General features: G+C 47.3%; 22 protein-coding genes and 1 tRNA gene. 6 read left to right on the top strand and 17 right to left on the bottom strand.

Annotated elements, in window-relative coordinates:
* The first annotated feature begins 6 nt into the window (after window positions 1-6).
* From EGC76_RS10285 to EGC76_RS10270, 4 genes are all read left to right on the top strand, one after another.
* Window positions 7-1,008, top strand: a complete 1,002-nt coding sequence (locus EGC76_RS10285) for a c-type cytochrome (RefSeq protein WP_128352912.1) — start codon at window positions 7-9, stop codon at window positions 1,006-1,008.
* Window positions 1,009-1,226: 218 nt separating this feature from the next.
* Window positions 1,227-1,880: a LiaF domain-containing protein gene (locus EGC76_RS10280; protein ID WP_128352911.1), complete on the top strand. Its 654-nt coding sequence runs from the start codon at window positions 1,227-1,229 to the stop codon at window positions 1,878-1,880.
* Between the two features lie 20 nt (window positions 1,881-1,900).
* Complete coding sequence (locus EGC76_RS10275; RefSeq protein ID WP_128352910.1) at window positions 1,901-2,440, top strand: DUF3750 domain-containing protein; 540 nt, start codon at window positions 1,901-1,903, stop codon at window positions 2,438-2,440.
* 88 nt (window positions 2,441-2,528) lie between these two features.
* Window positions 2,529-4,718: an OsmC domain/YcaO domain-containing protein gene (locus EGC76_RS10270; RefSeq protein ID WP_128352909.1), complete on the top strand. Its 2,190-nt coding sequence runs from the start codon at window positions 2,529-2,531 to the stop codon at window positions 4,716-4,718.
* A 20-nt stretch (window positions 4,719-4,738) separates the two neighbouring features.
* Here EGC76_RS10270 and EGC76_RS10265 read toward each other — a convergent pair whose 3' ends face one another.
* The 7 genes from EGC76_RS10265 to rpsU form a co-directional block, all read right to left on the bottom strand.
* Complete coding sequence (locus EGC76_RS10265; protein WP_246013962.1) at window positions 4,739-6,280, bottom strand: S10 family peptidase; 1,542 nt, start codon at window positions 6,278-6,280, stop codon at window positions 4,739-4,741.
* A 73-nt stretch (window positions 6,281-6,353) separates the two neighbouring features.
* Window positions 6,354-6,430 (bottom strand) — tRNA-Ile (locus EGC76_RS10260).
* Between the two features lie 104 nt (window positions 6,431-6,534).
* Window positions 6,535-7,329, bottom strand: a complete 795-nt coding sequence (locus EGC76_RS10255; protein ID WP_128352908.1) for an amidohydrolase family protein — start codon at window positions 7,327-7,329, stop codon at window positions 6,535-6,537.
* 131 nt (window positions 7,330-7,460) lie between these two features.
* A complete protein-coding gene (gene rpoD, locus EGC76_RS10250) occupies window positions 7,461-9,302 on the bottom strand; it encodes an RNA polymerase sigma factor RpoD (protein ID WP_128352907.1) in 1,842 nt (613 codons plus the stop codon).
* Between the two features lie 160 nt (window positions 9,303-9,462).
* Window positions 9,463-9,849, bottom strand: coding sequence for a DUF3192 domain-containing protein (locus EGC76_RS10245; RefSeq protein WP_164876833.1), 387 nt, complete (start codon window positions 9,847-9,849; stop codon window positions 9,463-9,465).
* A gap of 193 nt (window positions 9,850-10,042) precedes the next feature.
* Window positions 10,043-11,794 carry a DNA primase gene (gene dnaG, locus EGC76_RS10240; protein ID WP_128352905.1) on the bottom strand — a complete coding sequence of 584 codons (1,752 nt, stop codon included), beginning with the start codon at window positions 11,792-11,794 and terminating at the stop codon, window positions 10,043-10,045.
* A 179-nt stretch (window positions 11,795-11,973) separates the two neighbouring features.
* Complete coding sequence (rpsU, locus tag EGC76_RS10235; protein WP_034733010.1) at window positions 11,974-12,189, bottom strand: 30S ribosomal protein S21; 216 nt, start codon at window positions 12,187-12,189, stop codon at window positions 11,974-11,976.
* Between the two features lie 452 nt (window positions 12,190-12,641).
* Here rpsU and EGC76_RS10230 point away from each other — a divergent pair, with 452 nt between their 5' ends.
* Window positions 12,642-13,271, top strand: a complete 630-nt coding sequence (locus EGC76_RS10230) for a MarC family protein (protein WP_164876832.1) — start codon at window positions 12,642-12,644, stop codon at window positions 13,269-13,271.
* Here EGC76_RS10230 and tgt read toward each other — a convergent pair.
* From tgt to EGC76_RS10195, 7 genes are all read right to left on the bottom strand, one after another.
* Window positions 13,264-14,379: a tRNA guanosine(34) transglycosylase Tgt gene (gene tgt, locus EGC76_RS10225; RefSeq protein WP_128352903.1), complete on the bottom strand. Its 1,116-nt coding sequence runs from the start codon at window positions 14,377-14,379 to the stop codon at window positions 13,264-13,266. The genes EGC76_RS10230 and tgt overlap by 8 nt on opposite strands.
* 52 nt (window positions 14,380-14,431) lie before the next feature.
* Window positions 14,432-15,478: a tRNA preQ1(34) S-adenosylmethionine ribosyltransferase-isomerase QueA gene (gene queA / locus EGC76_RS10220; protein WP_128352902.1), complete on the bottom strand. Its 1,047-nt coding sequence runs from the start codon at window positions 15,476-15,478 to the stop codon at window positions 14,432-14,434.
* A 128-nt stretch (window positions 15,479-15,606) separates the two neighbouring features.
* Entirely contained in the window at window positions 15,607-16,542 is a 936-nt protein-coding gene (locus EGC76_RS10215) for a hypothetical protein (protein WP_128352901.1), read from the bottom strand.
* Window positions 16,543-16,563: 21 nt separating this feature from the next.
* On the bottom strand, window positions 16,564-17,136 hold the full coding sequence (locus tag EGC76_RS10210; protein ID WP_128352900.1) for a hypothetical protein: 573 nt from the start codon (window positions 17,134-17,136) through the stop codon (window positions 16,564-16,566).
* Window positions 17,133-17,675, bottom strand: coding sequence for an RNA polymerase sigma factor (locus EGC76_RS10205; RefSeq protein WP_181950959.1), 543 nt, complete (start codon window positions 17,673-17,675; stop codon window positions 17,133-17,135). The genes EGC76_RS10210 and EGC76_RS10205 overlap by 4 nt, the downstream gene beginning before the upstream one ends.
* Before the next feature lie 114 nt (window positions 17,676-17,789).
* The gene (locus tag EGC76_RS10200) at window positions 17,790-19,058 is read right to left on the bottom strand and encodes an inorganic phosphate transporter (RefSeq protein ID WP_128352898.1); all 1,269 of its coding nucleotides are present in this window, start codon (window positions 19,056-19,058) and stop codon (window positions 17,790-17,792) included.
* 15 nt (window positions 19,059-19,073) lie between these two features.
* Window positions 19,074-19,754: a TIGR00153 family protein gene (locus EGC76_RS10195; RefSeq protein ID WP_128352897.1), complete on the bottom strand. Its 681-nt coding sequence runs from the start codon at window positions 19,752-19,754 to the stop codon at window positions 19,074-19,076.
* 170 nt (window positions 19,755-19,924) lie between these two features.
* Between EGC76_RS10195 and EGC76_RS10190 the strand changes: the two genes are divergently transcribed.
* Window positions 19,925-20,668 (top strand): TerC family protein, encoded by a 744-nt coding sequence (locus EGC76_RS10190; RefSeq protein WP_128352896.1) that lies wholly within the window; start codon window positions 19,925-19,927, stop codon window positions 20,666-20,668.
* A gap of 31 nt (window positions 20,669-20,699) precedes the next feature.
* On the opposite strand, the gene EGC76_RS10185 is transcribed toward EGC76_RS10190, so the two are convergent.
* The 3 genes from EGC76_RS10185 to EGC76_RS10175 all read right to left on the bottom strand — a co-directional run bounded on the left by EGC76_RS10185 (window position 20,700) and on the right by EGC76_RS10175 (window position 23,870).
* On the bottom strand, window positions 20,700-21,494 hold the full coding sequence (locus EGC76_RS10185; protein WP_246013961.1) for a DUF481 domain-containing protein: 795 nt from the start codon (window positions 21,492-21,494) through the stop codon (window positions 20,700-20,702).
* 89 nt (window positions 21,495-21,583) lie between these two features.
* On the bottom strand, window positions 21,584-22,648 hold the full coding sequence (fba, locus tag EGC76_RS10180) for a class II fructose-bisphosphate aldolase (protein WP_128352895.1): 1,065 nt from the start codon (window positions 22,646-22,648) through the stop codon (window positions 21,584-21,586).
* 37 nt (window positions 22,649-22,685) lie between these two features.
* On the bottom strand, window positions 22,686-23,870 hold the full coding sequence (locus tag EGC76_RS10175) for a phosphoglycerate kinase (RefSeq protein WP_128352894.1): 1,185 nt from the start codon (window positions 23,868-23,870) through the stop codon (window positions 22,686-22,688).
* Window positions 23,871-23,897: the final 27 nt, after the last annotated feature.

Genomic DNA, 23,897 nt, shown 5'->3' with positions numbered 1-23,897 from the left:
GCACCCATGCATTCAATCAATAAGTTAACGCTCGGCTTTGCCACGCTGTTCGCCACCAGTTTTTCTGTTGCGGTTATTGGCGCGCAGTCGTCACCTTCTACAGAAGTTAAATTGCCCGCGGCAGCAGCGGGTCAATACCAACACACAGCACCCACGCTTGCTGATATCGAAAGTGATAGCGATTTGCATCCTGAATTACGTAAAGTGATTCTAAAGGGGCGTGATTTATTCATGAATACCCAACAGTTGCGCGGTGAGTACGTTTTTAATGACCTAAACTGTAAATCCTGCCACATGGGTGAAGGACGTATGGCTTGGTCTGGCCCAGTTTGGCCTGCAGCCACAACCTTACCTGATTTTCGTGGTAAGAATGGTCATGTAAATTCACTTGAAGAACGTATTGCGGGCTGCTTTTCATTTTCAATGAACGGCAAAGCGCCAGAGTATGGTAGTGACACCATGTTGGCTATATCTGCCTATCATCAATACATGGCCAAAGGCGCCAAGATGTACGACAAAAACATTGCTGGACGGGGCTTCAACCATTTAGGAAATAAAATTCCTGAAGCCACAAGCTATGCGAATGGACAGAAAGTTTACGAAGAAAATTGCTCAGTTTGTCATGGTAGCAACGGTGCTGGAACCAAGGTTGATGGCACTGTGGTTTACCCACCACTATGGGGCGACGGTTCATACAACTGGGGCGCTGGCATGACACGTGTTTTTACGGCTGCGTCCTTCATCCAGAATAATATGCCGCTGGGGCAACCCGGTCGTTTAAGTGACCAAGAAGCTTGGGATGTTGCCTATTTTGTGAACGCACAAGAGCGCCCACAAGACCCGCGATATACCGGAGATGCCAAAGAAACCCGCGAGAAATATATGAATTTTCATAAAGCGACGCTTTACGGCACTGAGGTTAACGGCGCAGTGTTGGGGCAGCATGACAATACTGGCGATAAGCCTTTTTTAAAACCAGACGTGCTGAAGCCGCGCAGCTTTAACTAAACAATTTAATGTGCAAAAACCAAGCCCGCGTTTATAAAAACGCGGGCTTTTTTGCGTCTAATCCACTATTAATTGGTTAAATTGCTCACGCGCCGATGTGCGAAAAATACCGCCCCTGTCGCAACCCAGCTAAAATTAAGGCATTAAAGTATGGCCTATAATTTGCATGATGTAACAAAGTAGTTAACTATTAATCATCAACCAATAGGGAAATAACGATGCCAGTTAAATTAGAAGATCGCCCAATTGAGCAGGTTCGCGAAGAGACGGTCGATAAACTCATTGTAAATTATAGCCATGCCATTATTTCAGCTGAAGCGTTTGAGCGTAGGCTTGATGAAGCAATGGCAACTGACTCTCACCAACAACTGATCGATTTGGCCGCAGATTTACCGCTTGAAGCTGACCCAAGCTACGATGCGAAGAAAGAGCGATCCTTTACACCAAATTACAGTGCCAGCGAAGAAACCGAAGACGACAAACTGATCAGTATTTTAGGTTCTAACGTAAGAGAAGGTCAGTGGTTAGTACCGAAGAAAATTGTTGTGATTGATGTGGTTGGCTCAGCGAAACTCGATTTTACCGACGCAGTTTTTCAACATCAACACGTTGAAGTAAACGTAACCAATGTGCTTGGTAGTCTTGAAATCTTTGTGCCTGAGAACGTTAATGTGAAGACCCGTATGTTCAACATTATTGGTTCTTCTGAGAACAATGCGCCTTCCATGGGCGGACGCCAAGCGCCACAGATAACCATTACGGGTTACTCTGTACTCGGTTCACTTGAAGTGTCCGTGAAGCGCACCATGAAAGAGAAACTGGTCGCTTTTGCGAATAGCATGCGTGAAACCTTCGGTATGGAGAAGCTTTAATACATTCAATGAGGTTGTTCATGGTTAAAGGTCTGGTGGTATCGGTATTCGTATTATTAATTAGCGCCTGTTCGTCTGGTGATTATCGAACAGCTTCCCGCGAACCTGCGGGCATCGCCCCCAACCCAGCCATTGAACAACAAGCTGTTATCGAAGTTTATGCTGCAGATGCTTTCGGTTGGCGTGGCTGGTTTGCCGTGCACACCTGGATTGCAGTAAAGCCTGAGCAAGCTGATGAATACACGGTGTATGAAGTAGTAGGTTGGCGTTTGAATCGCGACCAGCCTGCGCTGTACAGTTATCAAACCGCCACACCTGATCGCTATTGGTATGGCGCTGAACCTGAACGTATTCTATCCATACAAGGCGAACAAGCGGCCGCGCTAATTCCGCGCATTATCGAAGCCGCCGATCGCTATCCATGGGCCAATGAATACGACGCAGTACCGGGCCCGAACAGCAATACCTTTCCAGCTTGGATAGGCCTGCAAGTACCTGAGCTGGGCTTAGAGCTGCCGTTTAGTGCAATTGGTAGCGGTTACGCGGACAACGAAAAGTAACCGGGCCGGCCGATTTCCAAGACAAACGCCGTCAAAATCGGGATAATGGCTATCAAGATTTGAAATTCATAACCTCGGTAGCCTGTTCATGGAAATAAAAGTTAACTTTCTCGACAATCTCAGACTTGAAGCCAAGTTTGATGATTTCACTGTCGTCACTGACCAACCTATTCGTTATAAAGGCGATGGTTCGGCACCGAGCCCATTTGATTACTTCTTAGCGTCATCAGCCATGTGTGCGGCTTATTTCGTGAAGGTTTATTGTGTCGCGCGTGATATTCCAACCGAGAACATTCGGTTGTCGCAAAACAACATTGTTGACCCAGAAAACCGCTACAACCAAATATTCAAAATTCAGGTGGAATTACCTGATGATATCTCTGAAAAAGACCGCCAAGGTATCTTGCGTTCTATCGATCGTTGCACCGTAAAAAAAGTTGTGCAAACCGGTCCTGAGTTCCAAATTGAAGTGGTAGAAAACTTAGACGAAGATGCGCAAGCGCTATTGATGGGGGCTCCTGAAGGTGGCACGCGTACCTTCATTGAAGGCAAAGACCTGCCGCTTGAAGAAACCATCGCCAACATGTCTGCAATTTTGGCCGACCTCGGCATGAAAATCGAAATTGCCTCATGGCGTAACATTGTTCCGCATGTGTGGTCACTGCACATTCGCGATGCTGGCTCACCGATGTGTTTCACCAACGGCAAGGGCGCAACCAAAGAAAGTGCCCTGTGTTCTGCCCTTGGCGAGTTTATTGAGCGTTTAAGCTGTAATTTCTTTTATAACGATCAGTTTTTTGGCGAAGAAATTGCACAGGCTGATTTCGTGCATTATCCAAACGAGAAGTGGTTTGCGCTGCGCGATGACGATGAACTTCCGCAAGGTATTTTGGATGACTACTGTTTAGCCATTTATAACCCAGATGACGAGTTACAAGGCTCCCATTTAATTGACACCAACTCGGGGCGCACCGACCGCGGCATTTGCGCATTGCCATTTACCCGTCATTCAGATGGCGAAACGGTGTATTTCCCGTCAAACCTTATCGAAAACCTTTACCTCAGTAATGGTATGAGCGCAGGGAATACTCTGCAAGAAGCACAAGTGCAGTGCCTGTCTGAAATTTTCGAGCGGGCTGTTAAAAAACAAATCATCGAAGAAGAAATTGCGTTGCCTGATGTACCCGAGGCCGTGCTGGCTAAATACCCACACCTGGTAGAAGGCATCAAAGCACTGGAAGCACAAGGGTTCCCTGTTTTGGTTAAAGACGCTTCGCTTGGCGGGCAATTCCCTGTGGCCTGTGTGACGCTCATGAACCCGCGCACCGGCGGTGTATTTGCCTCGTTTGGCGCCCACCCGAGTTTTCATGTTGCGTTAGAGCGCAGCTTAACTGAGCTGTTGCAAGGCCGAAGCTTCGAAGGGCTTAATGATTTTCAACCGCCAACTTTTAACTCCATGGCCGTTACGGAACCCAATAACTTTGTCGAACACTTTATTGATTCCTCCGGCTTAGTTTCGTGGCGCTTTTTCAGTGCCCGCAGTGACTATGCGTTTTGTGAGTGGGACTTTTCCGGAACCAACCAAGAAGAAGCTGATTACTTATTTGGCATTCTTGCGGAGATTGGCAAAGAGGTTTATGTCGCAGTTTATGAAGATTTGGGCGCGCCAGTTTGCCGCATGTTGGTGCCTGGATATTCAGAAGTTTATCCAATTGAAGACCTGGTTTGGGATAACACCAACAAAGCCTTGGAATTCCGGGAAGACATTCTCAACCTGCACCGCTTAACCAACGAACAGTTGGCCGATTTGGTGGAACGTCTCGAAGAAAGCCAGCTGGATAACTACATCGATATCATCACGCTGATTGGCATCGAGTTCGACGAAAATACGGTGTGGGGACAACTCACGATTCTTGAGCTGAAGCTGCTTATTTATCTTGCCTTGCAGCAGCATGAAGAAGCTTATGAATTGGTTGAAGCGTTTTTACAGTACAACGAAAACACGGTCGAGCGTGGTTTATTCTATCGCGCCATGAGCGCCGTGCTGGAAGTTACACTGGACGACGAGCTTGAATTGGACGATTACCTGCCGAACTTCCGCCGCATGTTTGGTGAAAGCACCATGGATGCAGTTGTTGGTTCGGTAAATGGCTCCGTACGTTTCTACGGGCTGGCACCAACCAATATGCAGTTAGAGGGCCTAGACAAGCATCTACGCCTTATTGAAAGCTACAAGAAACTGCATGCTGCGCGTGCTGCAAGCGCGAAGCTCACTTGAGCCTCGCGCCGTTCGCATAATTAATCAGCTTGACCGGTCTGCGCCTTAATAAACTGGCGGGTATCTTCAAGTAACGCCTTTCGTGCTGGCTCATGCACATACATCATGTGACCACCGTGATAGTAGTGGTAGACGATGTCATCACGCGCAATACCATGGCGATTCAGCGTGTACTCAGCGTCAAAAAACGGGGTCACAAGGTCGTAATAGCCCGAGCCAACCATAACTTTCAGGGTCGGGTTACTGCGTAATACCGCGGCCAAATCTGGCGTGGTATTCACGTAGTGCGGCTCCCACGAACGCCCTTCAGGCAACGGGCTCCAGCGCCACTTGCCCGACAGCTCAGGGTCGGCAGGATTCAAATAGGTGCGATTCCAGTCAATGCCTAAGTCATTACGCATGTAATGCATAAGCGCAGCCTTGTAGGCTGGCGAAATCGACCGCGCAGCGTCTTCACGCGGGCTTGCCGCAACATCATCGCGTTCGTCTTTAATGTACCGGCTATCAAGACGGCCCACGGCAATGCCTTCGTCGCGCCGCAACTCTTTGGCAAAACGAAATGCATTAATACGCAGGTCAACACGCTCAATGTATGTCTTGCTCAAGCCTGTAAAACGGTGCAGTTCACTCACAAGCTCAGCGCGCTTATCAGCACTTAGCTGGTTGCCCTGAAACAACGCCGGCAGCAGTTCTTGCGTTGCGAACTCGCGGCTTTGCTGAATAAACGCTTCAAAATCACCCGAGTTATCAACTTTTCCGTGATACCAAGCCGTTGCAGCCATGGTCGGAATGTAAGTAATGTAGGAAATAATATTGTCATCGATATACGGCGTAGACCCTTGATAATCAAGCGCCTGCGACACAAACACAATGCCGTTAACGTTAATCACGTAGTCATCAAGAAGCACCTTCGCAACCGCAGCGGCGCGGGTGGTACCAAAGCTCTCACCTAACAAAATCACCGGTGAGTTCCAGCGATTATTCTTGGTGAGCCACTCGGCAATGAAAGCAGCCATAGAGTTGGCGTCTTCCATGAGCCCCCAAAAGTCTTCTTTTTTACCCTTACCCACTGCCCGTGAGAACCCTGTGCCTACCGGATCAACAAACACCATGTCGGTTGCATCAAGAATGGTTTCAGGTGCATCTTTCAAGGTATATGGCGCAGCGCCAGGGTGCTCTGCATCACTTGGCACCACGATGCGTTTCGGGCCATAACCGCCCATATGCAACCAGTTTGAAGACGAACCGGGGCCGCCGTTCCAAATAAATGTAACCGGGCGCCCTTGCTTACTTTTCGCCACATAATCAAACGAGAATATTGCGGCAGTTGGCTCACCTTCAGCGTTGCGAATATAGGTTTCGCCAGCGTCAACGGTATAGCTTAATTTGGTGCCATTAAATGTACCTTTGTGTTCCGAGCGAAAACGCGTCGGTTCAGGCACTGGCTGTGCTGTTTGTTCGGCTTCTAGCTTAGTTTCGGCAGTTCGTGCCGATGCACTTGTGGGCAACGCCACCAGCAAAAGAATAGATAAAAACGCGATATAGTTGTTCAATGGTTTCACTGTTTCACTTCCTGTCAGGGCTAGTTCATCAGGTTACCACAAACAGGAAAAGCAAAGCCATGCATGGTTTGAATGGTGGCCCCTCCCAGACTTGAACTGGGGACCTACCGATTATGAGTCGGGTGCTCTAACCAACTGAGCTAAGGGGCCATACAGATTGAGGGTGTGCTTTGGCCAACTCGATTGCGTTAACCAAAAGCGGGCGCAAGTATATGAAATTTCGGCCCGCTTGTCATGACCCCGTACGAGGTTTTTTACAGGTTAATGTGATAGAAGTCTGCGGCGTTGCCAGCAAACACTTTATCAATTGCTTTTTCGTCACCGAGTGCTTCGCAAACGGTTTCAATGTCACGTACGTTAAATGGACGCTCGGCACGTGTTGAAGGTAAATCAGTACCGAACATCAAACACGCCGGGTTAATTGCGTACAGTGACTTCACGGCCTTGCTGACATCCACTTCAGTGCGACCGAAGCCACTGGCTTTAATCTTCACGCCGTTTTCAGCCAGTTTCTGAATTTGTGATAGGCCTGAGCGTGCCATACCTAAATGGTCAATAGACACTTTCGGAAGCTTGATGAGTTTTGGTGCGACTTCATCCAGCTCACGGCTATCAACGTACATTTCCAGGTGCCAACCGGCTAAATCCCAAATGCGTTTACCAAAGTCGACCAGGTTATCCAGCCCACTTACAACGCCACGTTTTAAGTTCACGCGAATACCGCGAATACGGTGGTCGCGCAGCTTTAATATTTCTTCGTCGGAGACACTGCTCGGTAAGTTGGTGATACCAACATATTGGTCACCCATTTCAGCCAAGGCCGCTTTTAAGTAGCTTTGGTCAAAACCTTGTACTGAACCCGAAACAATTACGCCACCAATGACATTGAAGTCTTTAGTGCGATGAATATAGTCTTCGATTGAGAATTGCGATGGCAAAAAGCCTTGGTTCTCAATCAATGGAAATGAATCGTTATAAATGTGAAAGTGCGCGTCGATAATGCGACGCGGATGCTGTCTTTCGGTGTTATTCTGATCAACTGCGATCATATTTCATCCTTTTCAGCGAAGTTAGGCACATATTAACAGATTTTGGGCGAAAAATAAAAAAAGCCCCGCCCGCATGGGCTAGAGCTTTTTTAGACGTTTTTTACATGCTTTCGTTCAGAAAGCGTTTAAGTTTACTCGTCTAGGAACGATTTCAACTGCTCTGAACGGCTTGGATGACGCAATTTACGTAGCGCTTTCGCTTCAATCTGACGAATACGTTCACGCGTTACATCAAACTGCTTACCAACTTCTTCAAGCGTGTGGTCTGTGTTCATGTCGATACCAAAACGCATCCGCAAAACTTTCGCTTCACGCTGAGTCAGGCCGCCAAGAACTTCACGAACCGCATTGCGTAAACTTTCTGAAGTAGCAGAATCCACTGGCAAGTCGAGGGTTGTGTCCTCAATGAAATCACCAAGATGCGAATCTTCGTCGTCACCAATAGGTGTCTCCATAGAAATCGGCTCTTTGGCAATCTTCAGTACCTTACGGATTTTGTCTTCTGGCATAACCATGCGCTCAGAAAGTTCTTCTGGCGTTGGTTCGCGGCCCATTTCTTGCAGCATTTGACGTGAAATACGATTCAATTTATTGATCGTTTCAATCATGTGCACAGGAATACGAATGGTGCGCGCCTGGTCAGCAATTGAACGTGTAATTGCTTGGCGAATCCACCAGGTAGCATAAGTTGAGAACTTATAACCACGGCGATATTCGAATTTATCAACGGCTTTCATCAAACCGATGTTACCTTCTTGGATAAGGTCCAAGAACTGCAAACCACGGTTGGTATACTTCTTCGCAATTGAGATAACCAAACGCAAGTTCGCTTCAACCATTTCTTTCTTGGCGCGACGTGCTTTGGCTTCACCAATCGACATGCGGCGGTTGATGTCTTTAACTTTGGCGATAGTTAAGCCTGTTTCGACTTCAACTTCAGCAAGTTTGTGAACGCAACGTTCTAGTTCTGGCTGCAATGCAGCGACAGAGTCTGAATAGCTCTCACCGTCGGCAATTACTTTATCCAACCAAGCTTTGCTATTTTCGTTACCAGCAAACGCTTTCATGAACGCGCGCTTCGGCATGCCTGCCTGCTCAACGCACATCTTCATGATTAAACGTTCTTGCACACGCACACGATGCATCATGTCGCGCATGTCTTTTACAAGGCGATCAAACTGCTTCGGCACCAAGCGGAATTGTTTAAACAAATCACTCAATGCTTCAATTTCTTTGCGTGCTTTCGGGTTATCGCGACCGTGTTTGCTTATCGCAGTACGGGTTTTCTCGTATTGGTCACGTAACTCACCAAATTTCTGACGTGCAAATTCTGGGTCAATACCGCCCTCGTTTGCGTCGTCATCGTCGCTGTCGTCGTCATCCGCGTCATCGTCTTCGTCTTCGAGTTGGTCTTTGCTCAACTCCGAACCAATGTGCGTGGCAACAACTGGCGCTTGATCAACTTCGTTTGGATCGATAAAACCTGAGATAATATCTGTTAAGCGCATTTCTTCCGCTTCACAGGTATCCCATTGATCAAGAAGGAAGTTGATTGCTTCAGGATATTCCGCAACTGAGCACTGAACTTGGTTAATACCATCTTCAATGCGCTTGGCGATATCAATCTCGCCTTCACGGGTAAGTAGTTCAACTGTACCCATTTCGCGCATATACATGCGCACAGGGTCTGTGGTGCGCCCTAATTCACCATCAACACTGGCTAATGCCTGTGCTGCGGCTTCGGCTGCGTCTTCATCAGCGGTGTCTTCGCTCATCATCAATTCATCAGCATCGGGTGCGTTTTCAAACACCTTAATACCCATGTCATTGATCATGCTGATGATGTCTTCAATTTGATCCGAATCAACGATCTCAGAAGGTAGGTGATCATTCACTTCCGCAAAAGTGAGATAACCTTGCTCTTTGCCTTTGGCAATAAGAAGCCTAAGCTGTGATTGACGACTCTGCTGCATACAGATCTACCACCTGTTATTAAATAGAAAAGTAACCGGTCTTAAACTTACGGCGACTTAGATAATGTGTGAACTTTCACACGCTTTATATAAGTGCGTGAGGTATAAAATTCAAGACCGGAAATTGTAGCAGATACTGTCGTTTTCAGCCAGAATTTAATCAGTTATTGTGCGGAATTCGCGATAGGGCCAGCTCGCCGGTGCCAATCAGTTTACCGTCAGCAAACACCAGTGGTGTGCATTCATCACGTGTGGTGTTGCCGTCAGCATGCACGCGCTGAGTGCGATAATAGAGTACGCGATAGCGTGTGCCATCAACAGTCCACAGGTCTGAAAAATCTGGTGTTCCAAGCTCATGTTGCGCAGCTTGCACAGTCATACCATCGGTAAACGATGCGATGGTTGAACGGTTATTTTCCTCTAATTTCGAGTAACTGCCTTTATCGCCATAGCCTTCGCCATCACCGTTAACTGCGATTACACACCCTTGTAAGCTTGCAACGCTAATTAATACAGCGCCAAATGCCGCAGCCTTTACAAAACCCATAGTCATCTCCTGATCATTATTTTTTAAGGTTGGTTTAATTCTTACATCACTTTATTACATGACTTTATTACACGAATAGTGATGCAAACAAAATGCCAACTATGTAACAGATTGTTTTTACGGGTTATATTCCAATTACTCGAACCAAGATTTGAATAGAAGCACTAATAGTTAGCGAAATTAGTCACGCCGATTAGCGTTTCCCGCGATCTTTCAAATATTGCAGCAAGGTAAGGTACTCTTGCTTTTCAACCTTATTGAGCGGTGCCGTACGTTCTTTTTCCAACAATTCATTTGCGCGCTGCTCAACAAATTGATCAATAAAGTAAGCGAATATATCAAAAAATTCTTGGGTTACTTTTTCAGAATCTAAATGATGTTGCCAGCGTGCCAGCTGGCGCAGCGGCTTTTCTTCAGGCTCTCCGCGCCATAACTCAAGCAACTGCGCGCTGGTTAGTTCTTGCGCTTGAGTTTGCTCGTGCAGCTTCAATAGCAGTTGGATGCCAGGCTGCTTTAACGCGCTTAGTTCACTATGGAGCGGAATTTCCCGCCCTAGCTGAGGGTGTTGTACTAACAGACCTATCGCACGACGCATTGGCGTCATTTTTAAACTATCTTGAGGTGCTTTTTGCGTGGCAGGAGCTTTAATCTGCGCGGCCAGTTGCGATGCCTCTCGGCGCAATAGCCGTGCCAGGCGCTCCATTAACGTGTCACGATAAAACTCGCTGCCCACACGCTCTATAAGCGGCTTTGCTTGTTTGAGTAACAACGACTTACCTGAGTCTGAATTCACATCAATGGTGTCGGTCAGATGCGCGAAAAAGTAGTCCGTAAAACTCTGAGCTTTATCTAAGCGTTTGCGAAACTCGTCGGCACCTATTTTTCGTACCAAGGTATCCGGGTCTTCACCATCGGGTAAGAATAGGAAGCTTAACTCAACACCATCGTTAAGTAGCGGTAACGCATTTTCTAGAGCGCGCCAAGCAGCATCCCGGCCGGCTCTGTCGCCGTCATAGCAGCAGACAACGCGGCGCGTTGCGCGAAACAGCATTTGCAATTGGTCGGTGGTGGTCGCGGTGCCTAGTGACGCAACAGCATAGCTTATACCCGCTTGCGCGAGCGCCACCACATCCATATAACCTTCAACAATCACGACCTGTTCAAGTTCACGATTCGCTTGTCGCGCTTCGTAGAAACCATAGAGTTCGCGGCCTTTATGAAAAATCCGCGTTTCGGGTGAGTTTAAATATTTAGGCCCATCGCCGTCGAGAATACGGCCACCGAATCCAACCACCCGTCCGCGCCGATCGCGAATCGGAAACATCACTCGGTCACGGAAAAAGTCATAGTAACGCCCCTGCTCGTTGCGATTGATCAGTTTCAGATCAACCAACTGATCTTTACTGCGCTGATCTTTCGCCAATGCGCTTAAAAGGCCGTCCCATGCATCCGGGGCATAGCCAATTTGAAACTGCTTTACAATTTCACCGCTTAAGCCACGTCCCTTCAGATAATCAATAACAGCGGCAGAGTTTTCATGGCGGCGTAACTGGTGCGCAAAAAACTTCGCGGCGCGTTCCATTTGTTCATAGTCACTGGACTCTTGCGCACGTTTCTTGGCATCTGCTGCTGGGTCCGCTGTGGTTTCGCGCGGTACTTCAAGCCCCATCATGTGGGCAAGCTCTTCAATTGCTTCGGGGAATTCAAGACCATCAAATTTCATCAGAAAATCGATGGCATTACCGTGTTCACCGCAACCGAAGCAATGGTAAAACTGCTTGTCAGGGGCTACCGTAAAACTCGGAGACTTTTCATTGTGAAAGGGGCAACACGCTTGATAATTCCGGCCAGCCTTTTTCAGCGGCACGCGGCTATCCACAACTTCAACCACGTCGGCACGTTCAAGTAAATCATGAATGAAGCTCTTAGGAATTAAACCTGCCATGCCCTGCCTGTGTTCGCGTTGCGAAAAATGAACTAAGAATTGTACCCTGAGTTGAGATTCGTTCAAGTTAGATTAGTGAACGGACATGAAAAAGCCGGAATGAGAAAACTCAATCCGGCTCTTCGAGGTCTGTCTTGTAGTGACACCGCTATCGGCTGTGCCGCTACGGTACCAGTTTTTTAATACAGACGAGTGCGACGTGCATTTTCACGCGACAATTTTTTCGCGTGACGCTTAACCGCAGCAGCTTTTTTGCGCTTACGTTCAGAAGTTGGCTTCTCGTAAAATTCGCGACGACGAACTTCTGATAATACACCTGCTTTCTCGCAAGAGCGCTTAAAGCGACGTAACGCTACGTCAAACGGCTCGTTTTCTTTTACTTTAACAACTGGCATTAAAATCTCACCTCAATGAAAATTCTGTTGTTGGATTAACTGTGGGTTATCAATGCTGATTCATAGAAAAGCACTATAGATAACCACTGCAAATAACCACTACGTTTAAATTTGGTGCTGAATTGTAGCGATTTCAGATCCTGATGTAAAGCCTAAGATCGATTTTAATACTGACGTTGGGAAGGAAGCGCCGCCGCTGCGAGACAGGCTGAAAACAGGGCTCGCACGGGGTGCGACGACACTTCCAAGAGCATAATGAAAACAATCCGATAACAGCAACGCCAGGGAGCCGCCACTTTTTTTCGTTATCGAATTGTAAAGAAGTATCGCATAACAATGCGACAGAACGCGTCGTTATGATTTAGTCATTTCTAAATTACAATAAATATCATGAAGTTCCTAGAATTAGTTTGTACACTGTACCTACTTTATTAATGCTCGGAGCAACTTCGATGCTAGACACGTTTTTATTTCAGTTTACCTCGCTATTTACCATGATTAACCCGATAGCTGCGGTGCCTATTTATATTGCCCTCACCGAAGCGATGACGCCTAAAGCCGCGCGCTGGGTTGCGATGCGCGCTTCCATTACAGCGTGCATAGCGCTATGTGTATTTGCTCTGTTGGGTGAAGTTATCTTCAGTTTCTTTAGTATCTCGGTAAATGGGCTGCGCGTTGCTGGCGGTATTTTGTTCTTCGTAATGGGTTTTGAGATGTTACGTGGTAGAACGGTACCTAAGCGGGTTGATGGCGAGACCGAGAGCGATTTTGGCTCGGATGTTGCCGTAACGCCAATCGGTATTCCTATGGTTGCTGGCCCTGGCGCCATCACTATGGTGATTTTGTTTATTCAAGAGAGTACAGCCACCACAAATTCTATTAGTTTGTTCGGTGCGATTATCGCTGTATGCGCGTTAACTGCTGTAGTACTTGCCACTGGCCGCCAATTGTTAGCTAAGTTGGGGCGCAGCGGAAGTAAGATATTGATGCGTTTAATGGGCTTGATTGTGATGCTGATTGCAGTCGAATTCTTCTTTGCTGGCATTAAGCCTTACATTCTGGATATTGCCCGCGCTATTTAAGCGCGGGAACGTCCAAATTACGTTTCGCATAAAACTCCGCAACATGCTCTTCCAAGCGATCCTGCTCAATTGCGTCACGTAGATCCTGCATAACCTTCTGATAGAAATGCAGGTTGTGAATGGTATTCAGGCGTCCACCTAACATCTCATTCGAGCGATCTAAATGGTGCAAATAGGCGCGTGAGTAGTTTTTACACGTGTAGCAATCACATTCAGGGTCAAGCGGGCCAGTATCGGTGCGATGCACAGCATTTCGAATTTTCACCACGCCAGTACTAATGAATAAATGCCCGTTACGCGCGTTACGTGTAGGCATCACGCAGTCAAACATATCAACGCCACGGCGCACAGCTTCAACGAGGTCTTCCGGTTTTCCCACGCCCATGAGATAGCGCGGCTTATCAATTGGCATTTCGGGCGCAATATGATCAAGAATGCGCATCATGTCTTCTTTAGGTTCACCAACTGATAACCCACCAATAGCATAGCCGTCAAAGCCAATGTCAGTCAGCCCTTCAAGTGAAATGCTACGCAGCTCTTCGTACATGCCACCTTGAATGATGCCAAATAATGCCGACGGATTGTCGCCGTGAGCAGTTTTGGAACGCTCGGCCCAACGCAATGACAACTCCATTGAACTACGCGCTTCTGCCTGAGTGGCTGGATACGGCGTACATTCATCAAAAATCATGACAATGTCAGAACCAAGATCACGCTGCACTTCCATCGATTTCTCAGGCGTCAGCAAGATTTTTTCGCCATTGATAGGTGAGCGGAAGGTTACGCCTTCTTCGGTAATTTTACGCAGCTCACCGAGGCTAAATACTTGAAAACCGCCTGAGTCCGTTAAGATAGGCTTGTCCCAGTTCATAAAGTCATGCAAGTCGCCATGCTGCTTAATAATTGCAGTACCGGGGCGAAGCATTAGGTGGAATGTATTACCTAAACAGATTTGTGCCCCCGTAGCTTTTACTTCTTCGGGGGTCATGCCTTTTACGGTACCGGCAGTACCAACAGGCATAAATGCTGGGGTGTCAACAACGCCGCGGGCGAAGGTCATACGGCCTCGGCGCGCTTTGCCCGAGGTTTTTAATAATTCAAATTTCATTTTTTCACCGAAAAATTAACACGGAAAAACAGTCCGAGGTGCACATTATACCCTAGCGTGCTGTTCGGGTCACAAACATCGCATCGCCGTAGCTAAAGAAGCGATAACGTTCGGCGACTGCTTCAGCATACGCATTCAATACGTTTTCACGGCCAGCAAACGCGGACACCAACATGATCAACGTTGACTCCGGTAAATGGAAATTCGTGATCATGGCGTCAACTATCTGAAACGCGTAGCCTGGATAAATAAAGATATCGGTGTCGGCGAAGAATGGTTGTAACTCCTGGCCTTTCATCTTCGACGCTTGAGCAGCTGATTCAAGCGAGCGCACCGACGTGGTGCCTACGGCAATAACTCGACCACCGCGCGCGCGCGTCGCTTTTATAGCCTGCACAACCTCTTCTGGAACTTCCGCATACTCACTGTGCATGTGGTGTTCTTCAATGTTGTCGACTCGCACTGGCTGAAAGGTACCCGCCCCTACATGCAATGTCACGTAAGCGAACTCTACGCCTTTGTCTTGTAGCTGTTTTAAAATTGCATCATCAAAGTGCAATCCTGCAGTTGGTGCCGCCACAGCGCCAGGCTTTTTGTTGTAAACCGTTTGGTACCGCTCACGATCGCTATCTTCATCAGGTCGGTCGATATAAGGTGGCAGCGGCATGTGACCATGTGCCTCAAGCACATTCAAGACCGGTTCAGAGGTGTGAAAATACAATTCAAAAAGCGCATCTTGGCGGCCTAACATTTCGACCTCGACGGCTCCTTCCAAAATCATACGCGCACCAACTTTCGGTGAACGATTGCTGCGCAAATGCGCCAGTACACGATGCTCGTCGACAATGCGTTCAATTAACACCTCAACCTTTCCGCCGGAAACTTTTTCGCCCAACATTCGCGCTGGAATAACACGCGTGTCATTGAATACCAATAAGTCACCAGCATTCAGATGACTGACGATATCTTTAAACTGCTGGTGCATGACTTTACCGCTTGCACCATCAAGGTTGAGCAAACGGCTCGCGCTGCGCTCCGGTTGGGGATAGCGCGCGATTAATTCATCGGGAAGTTCGAAACTAAAGTCTTTAACGTTCATATTGGCTTCATCGGTGCGTTGTGAGCGCGTACTTTACCGTTTTTGTGCTGTGAAAAAAAGCACAGGCAAAAAAAAGCGCGCCTAAGAAGGCGCGCTAAAACGAGATGACAACCGATCAGGGAGACCGGTTAAAATGAATACGTCACAGCCTTGGATAAAAGATCACTTATGCCGTCATTTCCTTGGCAATTAGATAGCGAATTTTTATTGAATATATAAATCTTATCCCGCCCACCGGCATCTTTATTACCAGCACCTTCTAGAACGAAACTTACGCTTTCGTTATTGGGCAATGCTTTCAGCGTTACGCCATAGTCGCACAGCGTTTCAGCCATGGTTTGTTCAAACGCAGCAACCTGCTGCTGCAACTTTTCGTTACGTTGCTCACGTCGCTCTTGAATGTTGTTACGAATTTCTAGGGTTGCAGTGCGCAGCTGTTCTTTTGCTGCATCAAGTTCCGAGCGCGCCGCTTCCAAATCTTTACGCGCAATTTCAAGCTCTTGTTCTAATTTCTCACGTCCATTAGCTTCTGTTGCTTGAAGTGAATACTCAAGATCACGAATTTTGCGTCGGTATTCGTGTACAGCGAGTGTTCGCTCACCAACTTCTTGCCCACGCTCAGCCACCGCTTCATAGGCTTCACCCGGTTCTTGAATAATCTCAATGTCTTCGCCGTCGTCAGTTTTGATGACGCGTTTTTCAATAAACACGTTCGGCGTTGGAGGCGGCATTGGCACGCCTGGAGCGTGCGGCGCATCAACATCAAAGTCGAAATCGAAGTCAAAATCAAATGCGCGCCCAAACTTCACACGGTAGACAACACCTTGTCCTGCCAAGTAGTCGTAATTCAGACGCTGTTGTTGCCAGTGGCCCATGCGACGTTGGCCAGAATCCTTATTTTGTTCCAGCTTCGTTGTCAAAATGCTGTTCATCACTTCAAGTTGCTCTTTTAGAGCCTTACGTTGTGAAGCGTCACTTTCTTGCGATGCCTGCGCGGCAACGGTGGCACAACCTGCGATAACCGCCGCAGCTAAAGACACTGTCAAAATTTGTTTGCGTAACATATTTATCCCCTACTCAGGTTTCTATTGATTGGTAGAGACCGCTGGTTGAATCCAGCCGTCCGAAAATTGTTGTAACTGACTGGCAAAGTAGTACTGATCGTCCTGACGTTGTTCGTTGACATAACGGATCAGTTCAGCCAAATCGCCCTCTCGTTCTTGGCGGTTTACCGCGAGCATGTAATCTGCAAATTGCTTGTTCGCTTGCGCCATTTCGGTGCGGAAGTCCTCACGAAAATCAGCGCGCAAGTTGGTGGCATAATTAGCGAGCGTTATTTGTTGCTGTGCACCATATTCATTGAGTCGCTGTGCCATCATGGCTTCAAGCTTCGCTTCGTCGGTGCCACCAAACTGCACCGTAAAGCCATGCTCATTGCTGCTCACCTGAACTTGCCCCAGCACCAGTACCATGGCAAACAAAGACACTGCTAAAGAACCAACGGGTAGCCAAGGTTTCTGCCACCACGCAGTGTACTTCGACTGCGCTGTGTAGCGCGGTCTGAATGTTGATTCCCGCGGCCACTCAGGCACTGACTCTTCATTGAGCTGGGTTGCCGTATCGGCTAGCCAACGTTCAAAGTCTTGTGGTTTACTCATACAACCTCCACCCATTCTTGTAATTTCGTGATCGCGCCATATAGGCGGGATTTTACGGTGCTAAGCGGCACGTCGAGCTGCTTCGATATATCACCCAACTGCAAATGCTGAAAAAATTTAAGTTCAACAACCATGCGCTGTTCCACCGGTAACTTTTGCATGGCTTTAAACAACTGTTGCCCACGTTGCTGTCCGGCATAAACTTGCTCAGGGTTGTGCCACGCATCTTCGCTAACTTGCTCGTTAACATCAGAGTCGTCGCTGATAATTTTGCGGCGACGAAAGTGTTCGATACAGCGATTATGTGCAATGGTCATCATCCAGTTTTTAAATGAGCTCTCGCCACGCCAACTTTCTAAGTTTCGAAACACTGAGATAAATACTTCCTGCATCAAGTCCAGAGCATCGTCACGGTTGCCAACCATACGCAAGGCATAGTTATATACCAGCCGCTCATAGCGACTTATTAGCTGCAGCCAAGCTTGTTTGTTGTTATCAAGCGCTCTTTTTATAAGTCGCTCATCCGATGGTGCAAACACGATTGTGGATATCCTTTATTATGGTTACAGCTATAGTCGTAACGCCGTATAAAAAAGTTTTATCACAGGCAAAAAAAAGAGCACCGAAGTGCTCTTTTTATTTTCATCTCATTATTACGCGCCAAATGCCGCTTTAATGATGAAGTAAAACAGAATCGACATGATTGCGCCGGCTGGCAGCGTGACAACCCAAGAAACCACGATGTTACGAACAACACCAAGATTCAAAGCTGCAATTCCGCGCGCCATACCTACGCCCAACACAGCACCAACCAAGGTTTGCGTGGTTGAGATAGGTAAACCAGTACCCGATGCGATAACAACAGTGGTTGCCGCCGCAAGTTCTGCCGCAAAACCACGGCTAGGTGTTAAGTGAGTGATGCCCTTACCAATTGTCGCGATAACGCGGCGACCTAACATCGCCAAACCAGCCACAATACCTAAGGCGCCTACCGGAAGCACCCACCAAGCCAGAGCTGCTTTAGAAGAAATCTCGCCACCACTTTGTACAATACTAACGACCGCAGCTAAAGGCCCAATCGCGTTCGCAACGTCGTTAGAACCGTGAGCAAATGCCATGGCACAAGCTGTTACTATCATCAGCACAGCAAATACTTTTTCGACGTTGGTGTAGTGCATGTTCTTATCTGCCGCCGGGTCAAACTTGAGGCGTGAAATAAGAATTTTACCAAGAATACCAACAGCAATAGCGATACCGATAGCGAGTGAATAACCTTCGAGACTGGTTAATTCAATACCAACGTGCTTTAAACCCTTTTTGATGGTAACCAGTGAAATCATGAAGCCGGTCATTGCCATGTAAAATGGCACGTAGCGTTTTGCCATATTGAGCGGATTATCACTGTCAAATATCAGTTTCTGCGCACTAAGGAATATAAAGTACGCAATCAAACCCGCTATCATCGGCGTAATAACCCAGCTACCAATAATACCAAGTACTGAGCCCCAGTTTACGGAATCAACACCAACGCCAACCGCCGAGAAACCAACAATCGCACCAATGATTGAATGCGTGGTGGAAACCGGCCATCCAGCCCAAGAAGCCAGTAGTAGCCATGTACCTGCTGCAAGCAGCGAGCCAATCATACCGAACACCAGAAGCTCTGGGGTGTCAACGAAGTATCCTGAATCAATAATGCCCTTACGGATAGTTGAAGTTACTTCACCACCCGCCAAGTATGCACCGGCGAATTCGAAAATCATCGCTACAATGATGGCTTGTTTGATGGTCAGCGCTTTTGAGCCAACCGATGTTCCCATTGCATTGGCAACGTCGTTGGCGCCAATGCCCCAGGCCATAAAGAAACCAAAAGCAGCGGCCAGCACGATCAAGGTCATGCTATATGTGCTAATAATATCCATTTAATCTACCCCGACTTAGACACGTGCAAGCATGAGTTCAAAACGTGCACCCACGCGCTCGGCTAGGTCTGCGAGATCACCGACCCAATCCAAAATTTGATACAAGAACATGGCGTCAAGCGGATTCATATCCTGCTCAAGCGCACGCAGTTGACGGCGCAATTTCACCTGCAACGCGTCGGTATCCTGTTCGATTTCATCGAGCTCTGAAATCATCTTATCAACAAGATTACGCTCGCGACCTTTAAAACCGACTTCCAGCAAGTCATCAAACTCACCGATGGTTTCTTTTGCTTTATCGGTGGCATCGAGGCAACGTGACAAATAAGCGTCAAACCCTTCAACCATGGAAGCAGGGATCTGCATTTCACGACCTGTCATAAGGCCAGAAATGTCTTTCGCTTTGTTTGCAATGCGGTCCTGCTGGGAAACCAGTTCGAGTAAGTCAGTCCGTTCCACCGGCATAAATAAGCCACCAGGGAGGTTAAGACGGATATCACGTTTGAGATCGTCAGCGGCTTTCTCTTTTTTGACGATTTCTTTGCGGTGAATTTCTGCTTCTCCCCAATTTCCATCGTAAACAGCTTGGAAAAATGGCTTCAGCGTCATAGCGCAATCATGCACTTGGTCGATATGCTCAATCATCGGCTTGATTGGCGACTTGGCAAATACACCAAGAAACGAATTTGCAGACATAAAAGTTCGCCTTTGTTGCTGCGGAAATAAGTGTTTTGTAAACCTGTACTCAGGTGCGCGAATACTAACGAAGAACGAAACGTCGCGCAAAGACTAATTTAACAGTTGTGGTTAACCAGTAACCTACTTATTGTAGTTTACTAAATTATTGTTCGTAAGAGGGATGCATAATGTTTGAATGGATTATGATGCCAGAAGCTTGGTTGGCGCTGCTTACACTAACATTGCTAGAAATAGTGCTAGGCATCGACAACATTATTTTTATCTCAATATTAGTCGGCCGACTGCCTGAGGCTCAGCGCCAAAAAGCGCGGCAGGTTGGCTTAATGCTCGCAATGGGAATGCGTATTGCGCTGCTGTTGGCAATTGTTTGGGTGATGGGGCTTACCAAACCGCTATTCGCAATTTTCGCGTTTGAGTTTTCTGGGCGTGATTTAATTCTGCTTACCGGTGGTTTGTTTCTACTCGCAAAGAGTACGCTTGAAATACACCATGCCCTTGAAGGTACTGAAGAACAGAAAAAAGGCACTAAGGCGGCTACCTTTGGCGGCATCATTACGCAAATAGCTGTTATCGATATTGTATTTTCATTGGACTCGGTGATTACTGCGGTGGGATTAGTTGATCATGTCAGTGTCATGATTATTGCGGTGATTGTTGCGGTATTAGTGATGTTGTTTGCGGCTAAATCGATTGGCGATTTTGTTGATGCGCATCCAACCATTAAAATGCTCGCTTTAAGCTTCTTAATTCTGATTGGTTTCACGCTTATCGGCGAAGGCTTGGGCTTCCATGTACCGAAAGGCTACGTTTACTTTGCGATGGCATTTAGCTTAGGTGTCGAGCTTTTGAATCTGAAGATTCGCAAACGCCGCGAACCTGTGCACTTGAAAAAACGCTTAGGCGACGGATAAGATTCCGCCGCCTCGCTGATTTATTCAGTTATTAGAATGAATAAACAAGTGTTACTGCAGTTTCGGTATCGAGCTTTTCTTTACTTGTGTCTTCTAAGTAAGAGTTGTGCGTACCGGCTACTGAGAATTTAAGAGCCAACGAGCTGTTCACGTTTGCCGACACTGAAACTTCAGCACGTGTTTTGGTGTTATCTTCACCAACCTCGGTAGAAGCCAACGCATTGAACTTCGAGTTTTTGGTGATGTCCCACACCAAGTTACCCGCTAAACGCATAATCGCACTGCTTTCTTGCGCTTGAGCGACACCGTCAACAATAGGTTTATTCACTGAGTAACCAGGACCTATCTCGTAGTCAGTATAAAGCGTCTCGCTATAACGATAGCGGGCACCGTAACCAACCGCGACAGTACCTTGGTACTCATAACCACTGAATTGGTCTTCTTCATAAGAACCGAAGACAAATACCGATGAACGGCTGTCAGGGCTAAACTTGTAGTTACTCTGCGCCGACAAGAAGGTTTTATCGCCGGTAAGAATAGTATCCCCGGTCGCTTGGTCTTGCTGCTCAGAACGGTAGTAATCAATTACACCTTTGTGACGCCAATTTTCGACGTCACGGGCGAGGTTCAACTTCGCTTTAAAGGTTTCTGTTTCAGTATTACCAGAAGTGAAAAGAAGACCAAGTTCTGCACTTGCATCCCACTCTGTCTTTTTCTCTGTATCCAAGTCACTCGCATCGTCATACATAAAGATGCTGGCTGACGCGGGTACAGTTACGAATGTTAGTACGGCTGCCAAAGCCATAGATGTAGTTGTTAAGCGCACGCGAATCCCCCACTCCTTTTTTAAACCAAAATTTCTTGCGAAGCCTTATTGTTATTATACAGACTAAGGCCTCGCGAGCTAAAGGGCTGTTACTTCACTTTAGCGTCTAATTCGCCCCGTTCATAGCGCTTGAACATTTCTTCAAGCGAAAGCGCCTTAATTTTGCTTGCTTGACCAGCACAGCCAAACGCTTCATAACGCGCCTTACAGATTTCGTACATGGCATCGGTTGACGCTTTGAAATATTTACGCGGGTCGAAGTTACTGGTGTTTTGAGCCAAATGGCGACGAATAGCGCCCGTTGATGCTAAACGCAAATCGGTATCAATGTTTACCTTACGTACGCCGTGCTTAATCCCTTCAGCGATTTGCTCAACTGGCACGCCATAGGTTTCTGGAATTTCACCACCAAATTCGTTAATTACTTTCAGCCATTCTTGTGGCACCGATGACGAACCATGCATAACAAGGTGCGTAGTAGGAATCCGTTTGTGAATCTCTTTAATGCGATCAATCGCTAAGATATCGCCAGTTGGTGGACGCGAGAACTTGTAAGCGCCGTGTGAAGTACCGCAAGCAATTGCCAAAGCATCAACATTGGTTGCACGCACAAATTGTGCAGCTTCTTCAGGATCTGTGAGTAACTGATCGTGGGTTAACTTGCCTTCAGCGCCAACGCCGTCTTCTTCACCCGCTTCACCGGTTTCTAATGAACCGAGTACACCTAATTCACCTTCAACAGATACGCCACACGCATGTGCCATAGCTACTGTTTGCTGGGTCACCTTCACGTTGTAATCGTAATCAGCCGGCGTTTTACCATCTTCGCGTAAAGAACCATCCATCATCACTGAGCTAAAGCCCAATTGAATTGAACGTTGGCAGACAGCAGGTGATGTACCATGGTCTTGATGCATAACCACAGGAATGTGTGGCCACTCTTCAATCGCGGCTAAAATCAAATGACGCAAGAATGGTGCGCCAGCGTAGCTCCGTGCGCCTGCTGAGGCTTGCACAATCACTGGGCTGTCCATTTCATCTGCGGCTTCCATAATCGCGCGCATTTGTTCTAAATTGTTCACATTAAAGGCGGGAACGCCGTAATTATTTTCAGCTGCATGGTCAAGCAACTGACGTAATGAAATTAGTGCCATGAATAAATTCTCCTAATGTCCTATTGGGTTTGGCCTGTTAGCCATTTAACGCGCGTTCTTCCAGAATCGCGACTGCTGGTAATTTTTTGCCTTCTAAAAACTCTAAGAAAGCGCCGCCGCCCGTTGAGATATAGCTGATTTTATCAGCGATACCATACTTATCAATGGCGGCAAGTGTATCGCCGCCACCGGCGATAGAAAATGCTGAACTATTTGCAATAGCATGCGCCAGCGTTTTTGTTCCTTCGCCAAACTGGTCGAACTCAAATACACCGACCGGGCCGTTCCAAACAATAGTACCAGCTTGTTCCAAAACTTTTGCAAAGGCAGCCGCCGTATCTGGACCGATATCAAAAACCATATCGTCATCCGCAATGGTTGCAACTGATTTCGTCTCGGCCTGCGCTTGCGCGCTGAATTCTTTCCCTGTTACCACGTCTGACGGTAACGGAATGTCGCCGCCTTTGGCTTTCGCTGCGGCAACTAAACGCTTGGCTTCTTCAAGAAGGTCTTCTTCGTACAATGATTTGCCGACATTGTGACCTGCTGCAGCAATAAAGGTATTCGCGATACCGCCACCAACGATAAGTTGGTCAACAACATTCGACAATGACTCAAGTACGGTAAGCTTAGTTGATACTTTCGAACCACCAACAATTGCTACAAGCGGCCGTGCGGGGTTCGCTAACGCTTTACCCAATGCATCAAGTTCTGCTGCCAACAACGGACCTGCGCAAGCAACGTCTGCGTACTTGGCCACGCCATGCGTAGAGGCTTGAGCCCGGTGCGCCGTGCCAAATGCATCCATAACGAATACATCGCACAATGCGGCGAGCTGTTGAGCCAGGTCATCATCATTTTTCTTCTCGCCTTTATTAAAGCGAATGTTTTCAAACACCACAACTTCTCGGCTATTCACATCAACACCGTCAAGATAGTCTGGCGCTAAACGCACAGGAACACTCAAGGTGTCATTAAGATAGTCAACCACTGGTTGCAGTGAAAACTCTTCATCAAAAACGCCTTCTTCTGGGCGCCCTAAATGTGACATCACCATAACCTTAGCGCCAGCTTCAATTGCAGCTTCAATGGTTGGTATTGCCGCACGTAAACGCGCATCTGATGTCACTTTGCCGTCTTTAATCGGTACATTTAAATCTTCGCGAATCAGAACTCGTAATCCCTTGAGGTCTAAATCGGACATAGTAATTACTGATGACATAACTGTGCCTCATTAATGAATTTCATT

Origin of the sequence: Pseudidiomarina gelatinasegens, assembly GCF_004025325.1 — a bacterium.
Classification (GTDB): Bacteria; Pseudomonadota; Gammaproteobacteria; order Enterobacterales; family Alteromonadaceae; genus Pseudidiomarina; species Pseudidiomarina gelatinasegens.
This window is presented reverse-complemented; position numbering and strand designations above follow the sequence as displayed.